The following is a 17,788-nucleotide window of genomic DNA, read 5'->3' as shown; positions in this document are numbered from 1 at the left end:
GTGTCAGCCCTCCCGTTTCTCAAAGTCGATGCGTGGGTCGACCAGCACATACATCAGGTCCGACAGGATACCGACGACAAGGCCGATCAGGCCAAAAACGAACAAAGTGCCAAAGATCACCGGGTAATCGCGGGCCACCGCTGCTTCGAACCCAAGGCGCCCCAACCCATCCAGCGAAAAGATCGTCTCGATGATCAACGATCCGGAAAAGAACACGCCGATAAACACCGCCGGAAAGCCCGCGATCACGATCAACATCGCATTGCGGAAGACGTGGCCATAGAGCACTTGACGTTCTGCCAAACCTTTGGCCCGCGCGGTGATCACGTATTGCTTTTTGATCTCGTCCAGAAAGCTGTTCTTGGTCAGCAAGGTGAGCGTCGCAAAGGCCGAAATCGTCGAGGCCAAAACCGGCAGCGCAATGTGCCAGAAATAATCCGCGATCTTGGCAAAGAACGGAAGCTCGTCCCAATTGTCCGAAGTCAGCCCCCTGAGCGGGAAGATCTGAAAGTATGATCCGCCTGCGAACAGCACAAGCAACAGGATCGCAAACAGGAATCCCGGGATCGCATATGCCACGATGATGGCTGCCGACGTGTAGGTGTCGAAAGGGGTGCCATCTTTGACAGCTTTGCGAATGCCCAGAGGGATCGACACGATATAGGCGATGATCGTGGACCACAGGCCCAATGAGATAGAGACAGGCATCTTTTCCAGAACCAGTTCCATCACGCCGATGGACCGGAAATAGCTCTCTCCGAAATCGAGACGCAGATAGTTCCACATCATCATGCCGAACCGCTCAACCGCGCCGATGGCTTCTTTCTGGCAGGCCGGGTCGTCCAGATCGGGTTCCCCGATATACCCGTCTTCACAGACGATCCGCGCAAAGCCGAACTCGATCTCAAGCGTTTCGATGAATTCCTTGGGCAGCCCACGGGCACCGATGTAGTCGCTGTCTGACCCGAATGTCTCTTCGACATTCTGGTTGCCACCACCATCGCCCGAGAACCCGGCGAACACGTCGCCTTCGCCTTGGATGCGCGCGAGCGTTTGTTCAATGGGCCCGCCTGGTACGAATTGCGTCAGGGCAAAGTTGATCACCATGATCCCGAACAACGTCGGAATGATCAGCAACAGCCGTCGAAGAATATAGGCTCCCAAGGGTCTTTTACCTCAGCGCGCCAGCGGCCTTGAGGGCCTCGTATTTCTCGTCGTTGAACCACCAGAAGTCGAGAACCCCCAACCCAAGTGTTGGCAAAGTCTCGGGGCGTTCGAAGATGTCGTAATAGGCGACCCAATATTCAGGCACAAAACCAGCATGGGCAATCACCCGCTCATAGCGCAACGCACGATCCAGTGCCATCATCGCGATCACTTCGTCTTCCCGCGATTCCGCATTCAGCGCTGCTTCAATGATGGCATCCACCACAGGGCTGCGCAGCGCTGACGGGTTCCAAGAAGACACTTCCGCGGTTTCCGACCCGAAAAGCTGCTTCAACCCCGTTCCGATGGTTGAGAAGGTCTGCATCGACGTCTGGATGAGGTCGTAATCCTTGTCGAGGAAGCGTTGCTGCCCCTGTGCAGAGTCAACCGCGTTGGCGTTCACCTCAATGCCCCAGTCGCGCAGCGTGTTCACGTAGGTCTCGATGGTCGCCTGCCGCGTATCGTCCCATGTCGATAGAACCAGGAAATCCAGCGACATCTGTTCGCCGTTTTCGTTGACCATGCGGCCTTGGTCGTCAACCGACCAACCTTCTTCGGCAAGGATACGCAACGCAGTGCGTTGGTTGCGGCGGTCGGATGGATTGTCCTTGTTCGACGTGTGCGGCATGACCACCGGTTCGGTCAGCAAATCTGGCGGAACAACGTCCCCCAGTGATTGGAAGAAGGCCAATTCGGCCCCTTCAGGTACGCCCCTGGCCTCCCATTCCTGACCTTCGGCAAACGAATTGCGCTGTGTCGTCAGGTCAAACTCAAGCGACTCGCGGGTCCATTCAAAGTTGAAGGCCAGTGACAGGGCATGGCGCACATTGCGGTTGTCGACGGGCGCGCGCAACGTGTTGAAAATGATACCGGAGTTAAGAGGGGCCGTCTGATCGGGAAGCGCCTCGCGCTTTGCATGCCCATCATTGATTGCCGGGAAATCATAGCCGGTGGCCCAGCGTTTGCTCGACCCTTCGGACCGGAATGTATACTCGCCTGCCTTGAATGCTTCGAATTCGGCAGTCGCATCTGCAAAGTATTCGATGCGGATGCGGTCAAAGTTGTGGCGCCCTACGTTGATCGGGTGGTCCCAGCCCCAGTAATTCGGGTTGCGCTCGTAAACCACGTAGCGGTTGAACTCGTAGTCGCCCACCTGATACGGGCCGGATCCCATCGGCGACATCACCGACGGCTCGTCCAGCCGTTCACCGGTTTCCTTGTACCAGTCCTCGGACAACACGATCATGCCACCCACTTGGCTGATCAGCGACCGGCGCGAAATTCCATCCACGAACTTATAGCGCAACGTGTAGTCGTCGATCACCTCGACGCCTTCGATCCGTTCACTAACAGACCGCGAGAAAGACCGGATGCCCTGTTCGATAAACAGGTTGAAGGTGAACGCCGCGTCTTGCGCCCGGAGTGGCGCACCATTGCGGAAAACCACATCATCGCGCAGGTGGAACACGCACCATTCCTTAGATTTGGGGTATTCAACCTCGCGTGCAATCAGGCAGTACTGATCAGTCAGTGAATCCGCCGGAACCGCTGTCCCGAATGTGTCGCCAGCCAACAGTGACTCGCCCACAACATCCGAATTGGTCTGCGGATTGCCGCGCCACGCCCAGCGATTGAACCCGTCGAACGTGCCCCGCGCGCTCAGCGTGATCTGCCCGCCCTTGGGGGCATTGGGGTTCACGTAGTTGAAATGCGAGAAATCTGGCGGATACAACAGATCGCCGAAATACGAATATCCATGTGCACGGATAATCTCATCCCCGCCGCCGTGGCTTTCTGCAAAAGCCAGAGTTCCGGAAGCGCCCGCGCTTGCAGCGACGGCGCTGCCACCCAGCAACTTCAGCGTTTGACGACGATCGATATCTGCAAAGGAAGGCCGGCCGCGTCTGTTGGACATGTTCTAGTCTCCGTAGCTCATTCGTGCATCTCTGCGCTAATATGTAAGCTAAAGAACGAATTCGCCCACATTCAAGGTGAGAATGCGTGAGCCCGGCGTAAATGCCGAGGAAAAAACGTGATTGTGAAAAAGAAAAGCCGCTACCCGAGGGTAGCGGCCTGATCTGTCAGGATATGATCAGACGATCACTCAGAGAATGTCGCGAGATAGGCAATCAGGTTCTGGCGCTCGTCCGACTTGCTCAGACCTGCAAAGCCCATGGATGTGCCGGGGGCCCAGCCGCGCGGGTTCTCAAGGAAGTAATACAGGTTCTCGGGTGTCCAGACTTCGGCCACTTCATTCAGAGCGCCCGAGTAGTTGAAACCCTGCGCTGCACCGACATCTCGGCCCACCACATTATAAAGGTACGGCCCAGCGGCGTTTTCACCCGCTTCCAACTTGTGACAGGCGCGGCACTTGCCGAAGACCCGCTCACCTTTTCCTGCGTCTGCGGTTTCGATCATCGTGTCGAAATTGACGGCTGCGACCTCTTCTGCCGGCGCGTCGTCTTCGCCTGTTTCGATGACGTAGACCGCAACTTCTTCACCATGGGCACCGCCCACGTGGTAAAGCGTCTCGGCAGCCCATTTGCCCAGAAGGAAGATCAGAAGCGCGCCACAAAAGCTGCCGACGATCTTGGTGAAGGTCATTGTATCCAACATTGTGTGCGTACCCGTCCGCTAGTGTTTCTTGCGTATCGCGCGGGTATCTATTGCTTCCCCTTCAGCAAGGCAAGGTGTAGAAGCCGCGACCAAACGCCCGAAGGGCCAATTGTCGGAGTTCACATGACCAATGCCATCGCCTTTCAGGGTGAACTCGGGGCCTATTCGCACGAAGCCTGCCGATACAAGCGCCCGGATATGGAGCCTTTGCCCTGCCGCACCTTTGAAGACGTGATCTCTGCGGTACAAACGGGCAAGGCCGACCTTGCGATGCTCCCGGTCGAAAACACGATCTATGGCCGGGTTGCCGACATTCATCGCCTGTTGCCGAAAAGTGGTCTCAAAATCATCGACGAAGCGTTCGTCCGTGTGCACATCAACTTGCTTGGCGTGCCGGGGGCGCAACTCGAGGACGTGACCGAGGCGCATTCACATCTGGTTCTGCTGCCACAATGCGCGACGTTCCTTACCAAATACGGCATCCGCGGCCGCGTGAATGCCGACAACGCCCGCGCCGCCCGCGAGATTGCGGAACGCGGCGAAAAACACGCGGCCGCCTTGGCCAGTGAACTGGCGGGCGAGATTTACGGCCTGAACGTCCTGGCTCGTCACATTGAGGACACCGACAGCAACACCACCCGCTTCCTGCTGATGTCGCGCGATGGCGACACCACGCGGCGCGGTGATCACGGCATGATGACCACTTTCGTCTTTCAGGTCCGCAACATACCTGCCGCTCTCTACAAGGCTATGGGTGGTTTCGCGACCAATGGCGTGAACATGACCAAGCTGGAAAGCTATATGGTCGACGGCTCGTTCACGGCGACACAGTTCTACGCAGATATCGAAGGCCACCCCGACGACCCCGATGTCGCGCTGGCTCTGGAAGAACTGGATTACTTCACCGATATGCTGAACATTCTCGGAACGTATCCACGTGATCCCCGCCGCGACTGACACGCGCGGCTTAACCTGCCTTCAGTTGCGCCTCCCGGTGCCAGACGTACAGTCCCGCTGCGGCGATCACCAAGCTGCCGACGATTGTCCAAAAGTCTGGCACTTCAGAGAAAAAGAGCACGCCCCAAAAGGCCGCGAAGGCAAGCCCGGTGTATGAATACGGCGCCAGCATCGCGGCCTCGCCTTTGGTAAACGCTTGAATCAGCGCAAGCTGCCCTGTCGTACCTGCCAGAGCCACAATCACCATCAGACCGGCATCCGTTGCACTTGGCGTCTGCCATTGAAACGGCACAAGGATGCTGAGCAACACAGTACCAACGAATCCGGTATAGAACAGCGATGTCCAAACATCCTCATCCGCACCCACCCGGCGGGTCAGCAGGGCATAGGCCGAATAGCAGACGGCAGCGCCCAGAGGGAAAAGTGCAGCAGCACTGAACACATCGCTGCCAGGCCGAATGATGATCAAAGCGCCGATCATCGCAGCAACAATCCCGGCAATGCGACGTATCCCAAGCTTCTCGCCCAAAAACATCGCTGCACCCAGCGTGATCAGCATGGGATTGGTCGACATCAAAGCAGCCGCATCCGACAGTGGGATCAAGCTCAGGCCAGTAAAGAAACAGGCTGTTGCGCTCATCAGGAGAAGAGACCGAAAGAATTGGAAACCGGGGTATTTCGTGCGCACCACGGTTTTGAGTCTCGGCAGAACTAAGACAAATACCAAGAGCATCTGCCCCGCGTACCGCGCCCAAAGTGCCGGAAGCACACCAACGTTTGGAGCCAAGGCTTTTACCGTCGCGTCCATGATCGAAAAGCAGAAGATCGCGGCGATCATCAGAAGGATGGCACGGTTTTGTTCTGTCATGCTGCGCTTTTATTTGAACCTATGCGAAGCACGTCACACCGCGCTAGTTCGGAGTAGCACATAAATGCTCATGCACAAGCGTCAGCGCGCGAAGTCGATGTTGGTGCTGCGCTTGGCTTTACCAGTTCTTAACGGTTTGCAAAGTCTAACGCGCCATTAATCGGGTTTGCAAAGTTAGGTCCGAATCGGACCTATTGTTTCGCATGCGAAACATTTTCGAAGGACGCGTGCTCACACGCACCGACCCCTCAAATCAACAACCCTGCCGTCCCTTCGTGCCGCAGCAACCAAACCTTGGTCTCGACCCCACCATCGCCGGAATACCCACCCAGCCCATTGGCCCCCAACACCCGGTGGCACGGAATGAGGATCGGAATCGGATTGCCCCCGCACGCCTGCCCAATCGCCTGCGCGGGAACGCCCAGCTGTGCCGCCAAATCTCCATAAGTCCGCGTTTCCCCAAATGGGATCGCAGACATGGCAGCACAGACCGTGCGCTGGAAATCTGAACAGGTCAGCCGGATCGGAACAGTGAAATCCTGCTGTTTCCCTGCGAAATACGCATCAAGTTGCGTGGCAGCTTGCGTCAGAACAGGTGTCCCGTCACTCCGTCCATCGCACCATTCAAGCGCGGTGATCCCCACTGCATCTGCAATCAAGGTCAACGGCCCCAGTGGTGACTTAACAGCATGTTCAAAATGGCTCATCCCGGAAGCCCTAACCGGATCGGGCCTTTGGCTGTCAACGGATCGACTGTTTGGCCTTTCTGGCTTGCATGCAATGAAAGGATTGCCGCCACCCGCCGCACGTCTGCCATCAAGGGGCGCCAATCGTCCGACAATTGCCGCGCAGCTTCGGAAGGGCAAAAGGTTTTCCCGACCCCGCGCTGATGCGCGAGGTCAAGCAGGACGTCCGCGATGGCGTTATCCGAGGGCGTCATTGCACCGCTGGCAAGTCCCGGGATGCTGGTGCGTGCCGACATCGGGCAGGATCTTCCAGCACCGCTGGCACTTGTCGCCATCGGCCTTCTCAAAGACCACACCAACCCCCGTGACCTCGGGCAGGCGGAACGCCTCAGCCGGGGCCGGGTCGCCGGTCAGGTTGATGCCGGAGGTGATGCAGATATCGTCGAAGTTCACCGACTTCAGCGCCTCCAGCATCTCGGCATCTTCGATATGCACCACGGGTGCCGCTTCAAGCGACGCACCGATCACCTTATCCGTCCGCTGCACTTCGAGTGCCGCGGTCACAGCCCGGCGGGCGCGGCGCACCTTGGCCCATTTCGCAGCGAGCGCCTCGTCTTTCCACGAGGCGGGCGTTTCCGGGATGTCCTGCAAATGCACCGAGGAGTCCTCACCCGGGAAGCGGTCAAGCCAGACATCTTCCATCGTGAAGACCAGCACTGGTGCAAGCCAAGTGGTAAGGCGGTGGAACAGGATGTCCATCACCGTCCGCGCGGCCCGGCGGCGTTGCGTGTTGCCGTCGCAGTACAACGCGTCCTTGCGGATGTCGAAATAGAACGCCGACAGTTCCACCGTGCAGAAGTTGAACAACTGCTGGAACACGCCTTGGAAATCGTAGGAATCGTAGCCGTTGCGCACGACCTCATCCAGTTCCGCCAGACGGTGCAGAACGTAGCGCTCCAACTCGGGCATGTCCGCAGGGTCTACTCGGTCCGCCTCGGTGAAGTGCGACAGCGCGCCGAGCATATAGCGCATGGTGTTGCGAAGGCGGCGGTAGCTGTCGGCGACCCCTTTGAGGATCTCAGGTCCAATGCGCAGGTCGGCGGTGTAATCGGCCTGAGCCACCCAAAGGCGCAGGATATCGGCACCGTACTGTTTGGTCACGTCCTCGGGGGCCACCGTGTTGCCCAGCGATTTGGACATCTTGTTGCCCTTCTCATCGAGTGTGAACCCGTGGGTCAACACACCGCGATAAGGCGCTCGGCCTTGGGTGCCGCAGGACTGGAGCATCGAGGAATGGAACCAGCCGCGGTGCTGGTCGGTCCCTTCGAGGTAAAGATCGGCGAGACCGTCCTCGGATCCGTCCTCGCGGTCGCGCAGGACAAAGGCGTGGGTGGAGCCAGAATCGAACCACACATCCAGAATGTCGAACACCTGTTCCCATTCGCTCGGATCGTAGTCATTGCCCAGGAACCGCTCTTTCGCGCCAGGTTTGTACCAAGCGTCCGCGCCTTCGGCCTCAAATGCCTCAAGAACGCGGGCGTTGACTTGTTCGTCCTTCAGCAGGAAGCCGGCGTCGGTTGGCAACGCGCCTTTCTTGACGAAACACGTCAGCGGCACGCCCCATGCTCGCTGACGGGACAGAACCCAATCCGGGCGTGCCTCGATCATCGAATACAAACGGTTGCGCCCGGTCTGTGGCGTCCATTTGACCAACTGGTCGATGGAGTTCAGCGCCCGTTCGCGGATCGTTGTGCCGTAGTCATCCTGACCGTCGCCAACCGTACGGTCGATCGCAGCAAACCATTGCGGCGTGTTGCGGTAGATCACCGGGGCTTTTGACCGCCACGAGTGCGGATAGCTGTGGGTCATGCGTCCACGGGCCAGCAATCCACCCGCTTCGACCAGCTTGTCGATCACGGCGGTGTTGGCCTTGCCTTCCTTGCCCTTGTGATCAAGCACTTTGAGATCTGCAAAGAATGGCACATGCGGTAGGAACTCGGATTCCTCGCCCACGTTATGGGTCATCCGGTCCATCCAGCCACGGGCGACGAACGCTTCGTAGTCTTCCTGACCGTGGCTTGGTGCGGTGTGCACAAAGCCGGTGCCAGCATCGTCGGTCACGTGATCGCCGTCGATCATCGGCACGTCGTAATCCCAGAACCCGTCCGCGCCGTCGAGGCCCCGGAAGGGGTGTGCCAGCGTCAGCGCGCCCAGCTCGTCCGCCGACACATCGCGCAGGCGACGGTACATCGACGGCTCCAGCCGCGCCTTGGCCAGCACGTCTTCGGCCAAGGTATCGGCCAGCAAGTAGCGGTCACCGATGCGCGCCCAGCATTCCTCCGGGCGGCCTGTGACTTCGTACAATCCGTAGGCGATGCCATTGCCATAGGCGACGGCCTTGTTCGACGGGATGGTCCAGGGTGTGGTTGTCCAGATGACGACTTTCACACCTTGCAGATCACCTTCGCCGTTGGTCGCTTTAAACGGCACCCAGATCGTATGGGACTTGTGGTCGTGATACTCGATCTCGGCCTCGGCCAGCGCTGTCTTTTCCACCGGCGACCACATCACGGGCTTGGACCCCTGATACAACGTCCCGGTCATCAGGAATTTCTGGAATTCCTCTGCGATGATCCGCTCGGCGCGAAAGTCCATCGTCAGGTAGGGCTTGTCCCACGTGCCGGTGATGCCAAGACGCTTGAATTCGTCGCGCTGGATGTCGATCCAGCCCTCGGCGAACTTGCGGCATTCCTGACGGAAGGCCACGACATCGACCTCGTCCTTGTCGAGACCCTTGGCGCGGTACTGTTCCTCGATCTTCCATTCGATGGGCAGGCCGTGGCAGTCCCAGCCGGGGATGTAGCGCGCATCGCGGCCCATCATCTGCTGGGAGCGCACGACCATGTCCTTGAGGATCTTGTTCAGCGCGTGACCGATGTGAAGGTGGCCGTTGGCGTAGGGAGGGCCGTCGTGGAGGGTGAACGGCTTGCGAGCTTGTCCATTTTCGCCCTCACGGGCGAGGGCAGCCTTGTCGCGCAGGCGGTCGTAAATGCCCATCGTGGCCCATTTTTCAAGCCATGCAGGTTCGCGGTTGGGCAGCCCGGCGCGCATCGGAAAATCGGTTTTGGGCAGGTTCAGCGTGTCTTTGTATTCGGGTGTGTCGGCGCACATTTGGAGCGTCCTCGGGTGTTCGGATCAGGAATGTGTGAGAGGATCGGCGCGGGTGTCCATACGCCTTGTCCCGGCGGCTCGATTGCTCAGAGCGCCGGGCATGTAATTCGAATAATGATCGCGATCAAATGCGTCATGCGGCGCGTTATAGGAGTGACAGAGGCAGACGTCCAGACAGTGTTTCCCAGCCCCCCAAACCCCGTATTTGGAAAACGAAGACGGGCGCCGGTCAGGTCTCGAACATGGTGCCGACCAGATAGGCGATAGCCGCGGCTATACCGCCGATGAGCAGCGTCTCCAAACCCGAACGCCACCACGGTGCCAACGACCATTTGGATTTGTAAGCGCCGATGGCGAAGAAGGTGATCAACGTCAGGAGGGTCGAGATGCGGAAAGCATCCTCTAATCCCAAAAGAAACGGCAAAAGCGGGATCATACCCGCCGCGAGAAAAGCCAGAAACGTGGCCCATGCGGCCTTGAAAGGATGCGGGTCGACAGAGGCGAGACCATATTCGCCTTCGAGCATCAATTGCACCCATTGTTCGCGGTTCTGCGAGATCTGATCGACCGCACCGTCGAGCGCATCGCCTGACAGACCTTTGCGGCGCAGAATCTCGCGCAATTCGTTGCGTTCGCCTTCGGGATATTTGCGGATGTGGCGCTCCTCGACCTCGCGTAGGCGGCGGGCGTCGTCGAGTTCTGCCTTGGTGGCAGAGTAGTTTCCGGCGGCCATGGAAAACCCGTCTGCCAGCACATTGGCGATGCCAAGCGCGATGATGATCCACGGGCTCAGGCCCGCGCCCGCAACGCCGGCCACGATGGCGAAGGTGGTCACCGATCCATCGATGGCACCATAGACGATGTCGCGCAGGTAGCCGCGCCCGGCAGGGGCGTCGATGCGGGCTTCGATTTCGGCTTGGCTGTGGCCGTGGTCACCGGGGGATTGGGTCATGTGATCCAGATTGGGGCAGGTGCGCAGAACGTGCCATGCGCTGGATCAAAGACGGATTAGCGGGACTTGGTGGTGACTAGGCCCGAAAGGGCGGTTTTGATGATCGACCGGACCGAGGGGCGTTTGCCGGGGGCAAAGGGCAGGGGGCGGCAGACTTCGATGGCCGCAACACCGACGCGGGCGGTCAGCGCGCCATTGACCAAGCCTTCGCCAAAGCGACGCGAAAGTTTGCCTAAGATCGACCCGCCAAGGATCGGTTCAAGCATGTCGTCACCCACTGCAACAGCGCCAGTAGCGACAAGGTGGGACAGGACGGCGCGGGTCAGGCGCCAACTGCCCAGCGTTCCAGAGCGTCCACCGTAGATCTCGGCGATGCGGCGGATCATACGTATGTTGGAGCCGAGGGCGGCGACCACATCGGCGAGTGCCAAAGGCACGAGTGCTGTGACGGTCGCAACCTGACGGGCGGCGGCTTCGACCTCGCGCCGGGCAGCGGCGTCGAGCGGGCCTAGGAGTTCGTGATCAGCCAGCGCGATCAGGGCGGAGGCGTCAAACATATCCGCCTCGCGGTCCTTCAGGCGGTCGCGGCCCCATTTGGTGTCATCGCGCCCGGCATAGAGGCCGGTCAGGTCTTTGATGACCGTCCGCGCGGCGGTCAGGTCTGCGCTCGCTAGGGCTGTCTCGGCGGCGTGCTGGATGCGATCTATGCGTCCAAGGCGGGCAAATGCCGAAAGCTCTTTGATCACGATCAGCAGAACGACCAGCAGAAACAGCGCAAAAAGCGCCGCCACCGCATAGCCGAGATAGAGGTTCTGGCTCACCAGAGTGGTCACGAAATTCCACGCCGCGACCGAAGCAACGGTTGTGATCAGCGCAAAAAGCAGCGACCAGAACCAACGCGCCAGTCGCGACACAGGACGCGATGCAAGGGCTGCGGCCGTGGTCATGGCTTGCCCCTGCAGTGCTGGGTCCAGTGTGTCGGGAACCGGAGGCGCCTCTGCAGGGGTCTGGGTTGGTGCGGCGTCGTCCAGATCGAACAGGACGGGACCTTTGGCGTTTGTCATGTGTCCGTCCTTTGCCAGTGATACCGGATGTCGGGCAGGCCTTCATCATTGCCTGCGCCACCGGTGTGTTCGACGGGGGTAAAGCCGTGGCGTTCGTAAAATGCCTGTGCGCGGGTGTTGGCCTGAAAGGTCCAGAGCGTGAGCTGGTCCTCTTGGTGCATGGCATTGGCCAACAGCTTTGACCCGATGCCCTGTCCGCGTGCTTTGGGATCAATATAGAGCGCATGGATGTCGTCGCCGTTGCGCGCCAGAAAGCCAGTGATTGTTTCGTTTTCGGAAACAGTGACCCAGCCGCGATCCACCATCATGCCTGCAAAACCGATATCCTCGGCGCGGGTGTGGATGCGAGGCATCCACGGGGTTTCGTCGATCCACGCGGACAAGATCGCGCCGACGCGGCCAACGTCTAGCGGTGTGGCAGGGCGGAGAACGGTCACAGCTTGTCTCCGATCAGAAACTGGGCCGCGCGATCAAGCCGGATATGCGGCGGGCCGTCGCCCGGTTTGAGATTCAGTTGCGCGGGGGCAAATCGCATGACCTGATATTCCTGATCCAACCATTTCGCGGCACCGTCGCGCGCGGGGCCAAGCAGGTGGGTCGGATCTTGTGGCAGTTCACCGGGATAAAACGCCGCCTGTTTGCCACTGTCGAGCAGTGTGCCGCGCACGCAGGCAAGTTCGCCGCCCTGATGTGCGCGCATTTCCTCGACAGTGGCACGCAAGGACGCAATGGACATGGCGCTTGTCTTGGCGCCCGCAAATTGCGCGCGGTCGCGGGCGTCGCGTGTCAGGGCTTCCATGATGGCAGTCAGACGAGCGTGTTGGGTGTGGTGAAGGTGGTCGGCCTTAGTGGCCGCAAACAGGATCTTTTCGACCCTTTTACCGATCAAGAGCTGTGTCAGGAACTGGTTTTGCCCGGGGCGGAAAGCGCTGAGGATGTCCGACATCGCTTGCCGCATGTCCTCGACCGCTTGTGGCCCCGCATGGATCGCGCCCAAGGCATCAACCAACACGACCTGACGGTCGATTTTTGCAAAGTGATCGCGGAAGAAGGGTTTGACGACTTGGGATTTATACGCCTCGAACCGCCGCTCCATCTCGCGCGCCAGCGATTTGCGGGGTGGGCTCTGCGTGGGCGGCAGGGGGGCGAACGTCAGGACCGGGCTTCCGGCAAGATCACCGGGCAGCAGGAAGCGACCGGGGGTACAATCAGAAAATCCCGTCTGGCGCGCGGCGTTCAGATAGGTAGTAAAGCTGGCCGCCAGTTTTTGCGCGCGGGGTTCCTCCAGCGGCGCTGACATGTCTTCGGCACGGGCCTGCTCGAGGTAGTCGCGGGCAAGATCGCGGTTCTCGATACGTTTAAGGGTTTCTTCAGACCATTGGCTGTAGCTTTTGTCGAGCAAACCAAGATCCAGCAACCACTCACCGGGATAATCCACAATGTCGAGATGTATGGTTCGTGGGCCCTGAAGCCCTGACAGCAGACCTGAGGGGCGCACCTTTAAAGACAGACGCAATTCGCTGATCGTACGGGTGCTGTCGGGCCAGTGCGGGTCGCGTGCCGTCAGATCGCCCAGATGGGATTCATAATCGAAGCGTGGCAGCGTATCGTCGGGTTGTGGCTGGAGATAAGCCGAAAGGATGCGTCCTTCGCTTTGCGCCAAGAGACCCGGCATCCGCCCACGATCCATCAGGTTCGCCACCAGCGAGGTGATGAACACCGTCTTGCCCGAGCGGGCCAGTCCGGTCACGCCAAGCCGGATCGTTGGCTCAAAGAACGTGCCGGACACTGCGTCTGTGACGTTCTCAAAGCCGCGGGTCAGCGTGTCGGCGATGGTGGATATGACCAAGGGCGGCCTCTTTTCTTTGCGTTGGCCCCAGAGATAAAGGCGCATGCCCCCGGTTACCAGTGCTGCGCAAGGGGGATTGTTCGGCGCAAATCGTCAGGCTAAGCCGGGCACATGCCCAGATACGCCCTGAAAGTCGAATATAATGGTGCGCCTTTTGCCGGTTGGCAAAGGCAGGCGGAGCAGCCGTCTGTGCAGGGTGCGATCGAATCCGCGTTGGCCAAGTTGGAGCCGGGAGAGCACACGATTGCCGCAGCCGGGCGCACCGATGCAGGGGTTCATGCGCGTGGGCAGGTCTGCCATTGCGATCTGGCCAAGGACTGGTCGCCCTTCCGTTTGTCGGAGGCGTTGAACCATCATCTGAAGCCGTTGCCGGTGGCGATTGTCGATGCGGCAGAAGTTGCAGAGGACTGGCACGCACGGTTCTCGGCATTGGAGCGGAGGTATCTGTTTCGGTTGGTGTCGCGCCGTGCGCCATTGACGCTGGAGGCGGGGCAGGTCTGGCAGGTCAAGAACGCTCTTGCGTTAGAGCCGATGCAGACGGCGGCGCAGTATCTGATCGGGCTGCATGACTTTACCACGTTCCGGTCGACCATGTGCCAGGCGGCATCCCCGGTAAAGACGCTGGATGGGTTGGACATTGCCTGTGCCGAGACCGATTGGGGCACCGAGTTTCAGTTTCGGCTGCGCGCGCGGTCGTTTCTGCACAACCAGGTGCGCAGCTTTGTCGGCACGCTTGAGCGGGTTGGATCGGGTGCTTGGGTGCCGGAGGACGTGAAGCAGGCCTTGGACGCGCGGGACCGCGCGGCCTGTGGTCCGGTGTGTCCGCCGCAGGGGTTGTATCTGATGGGCGTTGGGTACCCTGACGACCCCTTTGACACATAGATGTCTTGCGCTGCGCTTGGCGCATCGCGGTGTCAGATTTTTAGAAAAATCTGCTTGGGGCTCTGCCCCAAACCCCGGCAATATTTGGAAAAAGAAGAAGGTCTGGGATTGCTTTTCGGATTGGTTTGAAAGTAAGTGACCTCATGACAAAGCTGACCGACATCCGACGAGACTGCTGATCTTACCCTGCTGCCCCTAATTGTGGGCGTTCCGTCACCCTTTGTCTGAATTCATCATCCTTTCCGTTGACTTGGCCCGCGCCGCTTGGCACGGCTTGGGCTTCTTAAAACGAGGTTTCCCATGATCCCCTCTGTCCTGCCGACTTATTCCCGTGCGCCGCTTCATTTCGTGAAGGGCGAAGGCACCTGGTTGATCGAGGCGGACGGGCGACGTTTTCTTGATCTGGGCGCTGGCATCGCGGTGAACGCGCTGGGCCATGCGCATCCTGCATTGGTGCATGCGTTGACCGATCAGGCGCAGAAGCTGTGGCATGTGTCGAACCTCTATGAAATCCCGCAACAGCAGGCATTGGCCGACAAGCTGGTGGCGAGTAGCTTTGCCGATACGGTGTTCTTTACCAATTCCGGAACTGAGTCCTGTGAGTTGGCGGTCAAGATGGCGCGCAAGTATTGGTACGAGAAGGGCCATCCCGAGAAGACGACGATCCTGACCTTTGACGGGTCGTTCCATGGCCGGTCCTCTGCGGGTATCGCGGCGGCTGGATCTGAGAAGATGACCAAGGGGTTTGCGCCTCTTTTGCCCGGATTCAAGCATGTGGGGTGGGGTGACCACGATGCGCTGCACGCGGCGATCGATGATACGGTTGGCGCGATCCTGATCGAGCCTGTGCAGGGCGAAGGCGGGATTCGACCGCTGCCCGATCAATGCCTTAAGGGACTGCGGGCGCTTTGTGATGAGAAGGGTATTCTTCTGATCCTCGACGAGGTGCAGTGTGGCGTGTCCCGCACCGGGCGTCTGTTCGCGCATGAATGGGCGGGAGTGACGCCGGACATCATGATGGTTGCCAAGGGCATCGGCGGGGGCTTCCCGCTGGGTGCGGTTCTGGCCACCGAAGAGGCGGCGTCAGGCATGACGGCAGGCACGCACGGGTCGACCTATGGCGGCAACCCGCTCGCTTGTGCCGTAGGCTGCGCGGTGATGGACATTGTCAGCACGCCGGAATTCCTTGAAACGGTGAACGCGCGGGCCGGATTCCTGCGGCAGAAGCTTGAAGGGCTGGTTGCGGCGCATCCGGACGTGTTCGAAGGGGTGCGCGGCGTTGGCTTGATGCTTGGCCTCAAGTGCAAGGTCGCGCCCGTCGAGTTGGTGAAGGCCGGCTACGGGTGTGGTGTAATCACGGTTCCGGCTGCGGACAATGTGGTGCGTCTGCTGCCGCCGCTCAATATCAGCGAGGACGAGATCGCAGAAGCTGTGAACCGTTTGGACTTTGCGGCAGACGCGGTTCTTGAGGCAAAAAGCTGAGGGCTGGATATGAAGCATTTTCTGGATATTCACAAAACCGACGCGGGCGACCTTCGGACTGTGATCGACCAAGCCATCGCCATGAAAGTCAGCCGCAACGGTCGTCCCAAAGGCGCGCCGGATGACACGCAACCTTTGGCAGGGCGCATGGTTGCACTGATTTTCGAAAAGCCTTCGACCCGCACGCGGGTTTCGTTTGATGTGGGTGTGCGTCAAATGGGCGGCCAGACGATGGTGCTCTCGGGGTCGGACATGCAGTTGGGCCATGGCGAAACCATTGCCGACACCGCGCGGGTGATGAGCCGTTATGTCGATCTGATCATGATCCGGACGTTTGATGAGGCCGTGCTGGAAGAGATGGCTGAATATGCCAGCGTTCCGGTGATCAACGGGCTGACCGACCGCACGCATCCCTGCCAAATCATGGCGGACGTGATGACCTATGAGGAACATCGCGGGCCGATCAAAGGCAAGAAGGTTGTGTGGTGTGGGGACGGCAACAATGTCTGTGCGTCCTTCCTGCATGCGGCGGCGCAGTTCGGGTTTGATTTCACCTTCACCGGGCCTGTTCAGCTTGATCCCGAGATGGAGTTTGTGGGGCTTGCGCGGAATGCAGGGGTCTCTGTCGCCATTGAACGTGATCCGTTCAAGGCGGTGGAAGGGGCCGATCTCGTGGTCGCGGACACCTGGGTGTCGATGCACGATGCGCAATCTGCCAAAGAGCGGCGGCACAATATGCTGCGGTCCTATCAGGTCAATGTAGACCTGATGCGGCACGCCAAACCCGACGCGCTGTTCATGCATTGTTTGCCAGCGCATCGCGGTGAAGAGGTGACGTCCGAGGTGATGGATGGCCCGCAATCGGTGATCTTTGACGAGGCAGAGAACAGGTTGCATGCGCAGAAAGCGATCATGCGCTACTGCCTTGGGGTGTGATCACCTCAAGACGTGTTTCCGCTTGAGCGCAATTGAGACCCTGCATTTTGTGTAAAGCAAGACGCGGGGATCTTCGTTTTCGAAGGTGATCCCGGCTGTGCTGAACTGGCAGACACGGTCGGGATGGTGGGCCGTTCAGCGCTTGGCCGATATCCTGCGTTTACGGGAACACGCGTTGAAGGCCAAGACGTTCCTGCGATGTGAGCCCGGCAATCACCATTTCGCCCAGCAGCAAGGTTTCCGAAAAGCAGCCATGTGCGATGACGATTTCATGTCGCGCGCAGGCAAAATGTACCCATGTCACAGCGCGTTTCTTAAGCAGTTGGCGAATTCCGGGCGTCTCGGTCAGCGCTTTGGCTGGAACGAAGGCTTCGCTGCTAAAACAATTCGAGAGTTGTACCTGCCCTCCAACGAGTATCCGATGCTGAGGAGATACGATCAGGTCTGTGAAAGGGCGATTTGCGCCGAGCGCCGATGTTCGGATCAGGATGCGTGCCGATTTTTCTGACCTCTGGTCCAGCACCTGAACATGTCGACGGGCCCACAGAACCGGTTGCACTCCGTTGTCGAGCGTCAGGACAGGATCGCCTTCGCGCAAAGCCTGTACGGGTCTTGGCCCTAAGGGTGTGTCGATGCGGGTGTCGTCCGCAAGGCAGATCGTTTGGTATGTGGCAGTGGCGTCCTGATCAGTGGTCCAAAAGGCGTTTGGTGTGGACGGGCCGCCGCCATTGGACCAGTACCATCCTTCTAGATCGAACCCCGGCGACCAGACAAGCTGCACCAATTCGCCTGAACCTTCCTCTGTGCCTTCGAAGACAACTGCGCCTTGACCGGGGCCGACATAATCGCTGCGGATGATGGTTCGTCTTCCAGAGTGCTGGCACCGCCATTGCCGGACCAGCTTAGGTCATAGCTGTCGCCTACGCCGAATTCGTAAGGCGAAGCGTCACCTTTGTTCGCGGTGATCACGAGATCCTTGGTCGAGTTCGGAGGGTAGTCAAAATAGCTGTAGGCTGATGTCACATTGACATTGCTGCCCGACGCAATCGCGAATTCATTGTTGATGGCACTAATGACGACAACCAAGACACCGGCTCCTTTTCAAAGCGCAGTGTCAGG

General features: G+C 59.3%; 17 protein-coding genes. 4 read left to right on the top strand and 13 right to left on the bottom strand.

Translation table 11 applies throughout. The annotated features are described in order from the left end of the window. Positions 1-3 precede the first annotated feature (3 nt). The 3 genes from ACK3EW_RS15805 to ACK3EW_RS15795 all read right to left on the bottom strand — a co-directional run bounded on the left by ACK3EW_RS15805 (position 4) and on the right by ACK3EW_RS15795 (position 3,822). Complete coding sequence (locus tag ACK3EW_RS15805) at positions 4-1,164, bottom strand: microcin C ABC transporter permease YejB (protein ID WP_439118397.1); 1,161 nt, start codon at positions 1,162-1,164, stop codon at positions 4-6. 7 nt (positions 1,165-1,171) lie between these two features. Next, the gene (locus ACK3EW_RS15800) at positions 1,172-3,121 is read right to left on the bottom strand and encodes an extracellular solute-binding protein (protein ID WP_493806938.1); all 1,950 of its coding nucleotides are present in this window, start codon (positions 3,119-3,121) and stop codon (positions 1,172-1,174) included. A 185-nt stretch (positions 3,122-3,306) separates the two neighbouring features. Beyond that, positions 3,307-3,822 (bottom strand): c-type cytochrome, encoded by a 516-nt coding sequence (locus ACK3EW_RS15795; protein WP_493806937.1) that lies wholly within the window; start codon positions 3,820-3,822, stop codon positions 3,307-3,309. A gap of 123 nt (positions 3,823-3,945) precedes the next feature. Between ACK3EW_RS15795 and ACK3EW_RS15790 the strand changes: the two genes are divergently transcribed. Then, positions 3,946-4,779 (top strand): prephenate dehydratase, encoded by an 834-nt coding sequence (locus ACK3EW_RS15790; RefSeq protein ID WP_493806936.1) that lies wholly within the window; start codon positions 3,946-3,948, stop codon positions 4,777-4,779. A gap of 10 nt (positions 4,780-4,789) precedes the next feature. On the opposite strand, the gene ACK3EW_RS15785 is transcribed toward ACK3EW_RS15790, so the two are convergent. The 8 genes from ACK3EW_RS15785 to ACK3EW_RS15750 form a co-directional block, all read right to left on the bottom strand. Next, positions 4,790-5,647 (bottom strand): DMT family transporter, encoded by an 858-nt coding sequence (locus tag ACK3EW_RS15785; RefSeq protein ID WP_439118401.1) that lies wholly within the window; start codon positions 5,645-5,647, stop codon positions 4,790-4,792. 248 nt (positions 5,648-5,895) lie between these two features. Further along, positions 5,896-6,354 (bottom strand): methylated-DNA--[protein]-cysteine S-methyltransferase, encoded by a 459-nt coding sequence (locus ACK3EW_RS15780; RefSeq protein WP_493806935.1) that lies wholly within the window; start codon positions 6,352-6,354, stop codon positions 5,896-5,898. Further along, on the bottom strand, positions 6,351-6,587 hold the full coding sequence (locus ACK3EW_RS15775; RefSeq protein WP_493806934.1) for a DUF3253 domain-containing protein: 237 nt from the start codon (positions 6,585-6,587) through the stop codon (positions 6,351-6,353). The genes ACK3EW_RS15780 and ACK3EW_RS15775 overlap by 4 nt, the downstream gene beginning before the upstream one ends. Beyond that, entirely contained in the window at positions 6,571-9,504 is a 2,934-nt protein-coding gene (gene ileS, locus ACK3EW_RS15770; RefSeq protein WP_493806933.1) for an isoleucine--tRNA ligase, read from the bottom strand. The genes ACK3EW_RS15775 and ileS overlap by 17 nt, the downstream gene beginning before the upstream one ends. 229 nt (positions 9,505-9,733) lie before the next feature. Further along, entirely contained in the window at positions 9,734-10,456 is a 723-nt protein-coding gene (locus ACK3EW_RS15765) for a VIT1/CCC1 transporter family protein (protein ID WP_493806932.1), read from the bottom strand. Between the two features lie 56 nt (positions 10,457-10,512). After that, the gene (locus ACK3EW_RS15760) at positions 10,513-11,520 is read right to left on the bottom strand and encodes a YcjF family protein (RefSeq protein ID WP_493806931.1); all 1,008 of its coding nucleotides are present in this window, start codon (positions 11,518-11,520) and stop codon (positions 10,513-10,515) included. Continuing rightward, positions 11,517-11,957 carry a GNAT family N-acetyltransferase gene (locus ACK3EW_RS15755; protein WP_493806930.1) on the bottom strand — a complete coding sequence of 147 codons (441 nt, stop codon included), beginning with the start codon at positions 11,955-11,957 and terminating at the stop codon, positions 11,517-11,519. The genes ACK3EW_RS15760 and ACK3EW_RS15755 overlap by 4 nt, the downstream gene beginning before the upstream one ends. Beyond that, positions 11,954-13,369, bottom strand: coding sequence for a YcjX family GTP-binding protein (locus tag ACK3EW_RS15750; protein WP_493806929.1), 1,416 nt, complete (start codon positions 13,367-13,369; stop codon positions 11,954-11,956). The genes ACK3EW_RS15755 and ACK3EW_RS15750 overlap by 4 nt, the downstream gene beginning before the upstream one ends. Before the next feature lie 111 nt (positions 13,370-13,480). Here ACK3EW_RS15750 and truA point away from each other — a divergent pair, with 111 nt between their 5' ends. The 3 genes from truA to argF all read left to right on the top strand — a co-directional run bounded on the left by truA (position 13,481) and on the right by argF (position 16,669). After that, positions 13,481-14,251 (top strand): tRNA pseudouridine(38-40) synthase TruA, encoded by a 771-nt coding sequence (gene truA / locus ACK3EW_RS15745; RefSeq protein ID WP_493806928.1) that lies wholly within the window; start codon positions 13,481-13,483, stop codon positions 14,249-14,251. A gap of 300 nt (positions 14,252-14,551) precedes the next feature. Continuing rightward, positions 14,552-15,733, top strand: coding sequence for an aspartate aminotransferase family protein (locus ACK3EW_RS15740; protein WP_493806927.1), 1,182 nt, complete (start codon positions 14,552-14,554; stop codon positions 15,731-15,733). 9 nt (positions 15,734-15,742) lie between these two features. Next, positions 15,743-16,669 (top strand): ornithine carbamoyltransferase, encoded by a 927-nt coding sequence (gene argF / locus ACK3EW_RS15735; protein ID WP_085628298.1) that lies wholly within the window; start codon positions 15,743-15,745, stop codon positions 16,667-16,669. 160 nt (positions 16,670-16,829) lie between these two features. Here argF and ACK3EW_RS15730 read toward each other — a convergent pair whose 3' ends face one another. After that, positions 16,830-17,450 (bottom strand): Hint domain-containing protein, encoded by a 621-nt coding sequence (locus tag ACK3EW_RS15730; RefSeq protein ID WP_493806926.1) that lies wholly within the window; start codon positions 17,448-17,450, stop codon positions 16,830-16,832. After that, positions 17,417-17,755 (bottom strand): hypothetical protein, encoded by a 339-nt coding sequence (locus ACK3EW_RS15725; RefSeq protein ID WP_493806925.1) that lies wholly within the window; start codon positions 17,753-17,755, stop codon positions 17,417-17,419. Before ACK3EW_RS15725 ends, ACK3EW_RS15730 begins: the two co-directional genes overlap by 34 nt. Positions 17,756-17,788 lie beyond the last annotated feature (33 nt).

Source organism: Marivita sp. NO-S04 (genome assembly GCF_059070475.1).
The sequence above is the reverse complement of the archived record's forward strand: the minus strand, read 5'-3'. Positions and strand labels throughout refer to the sequence as shown.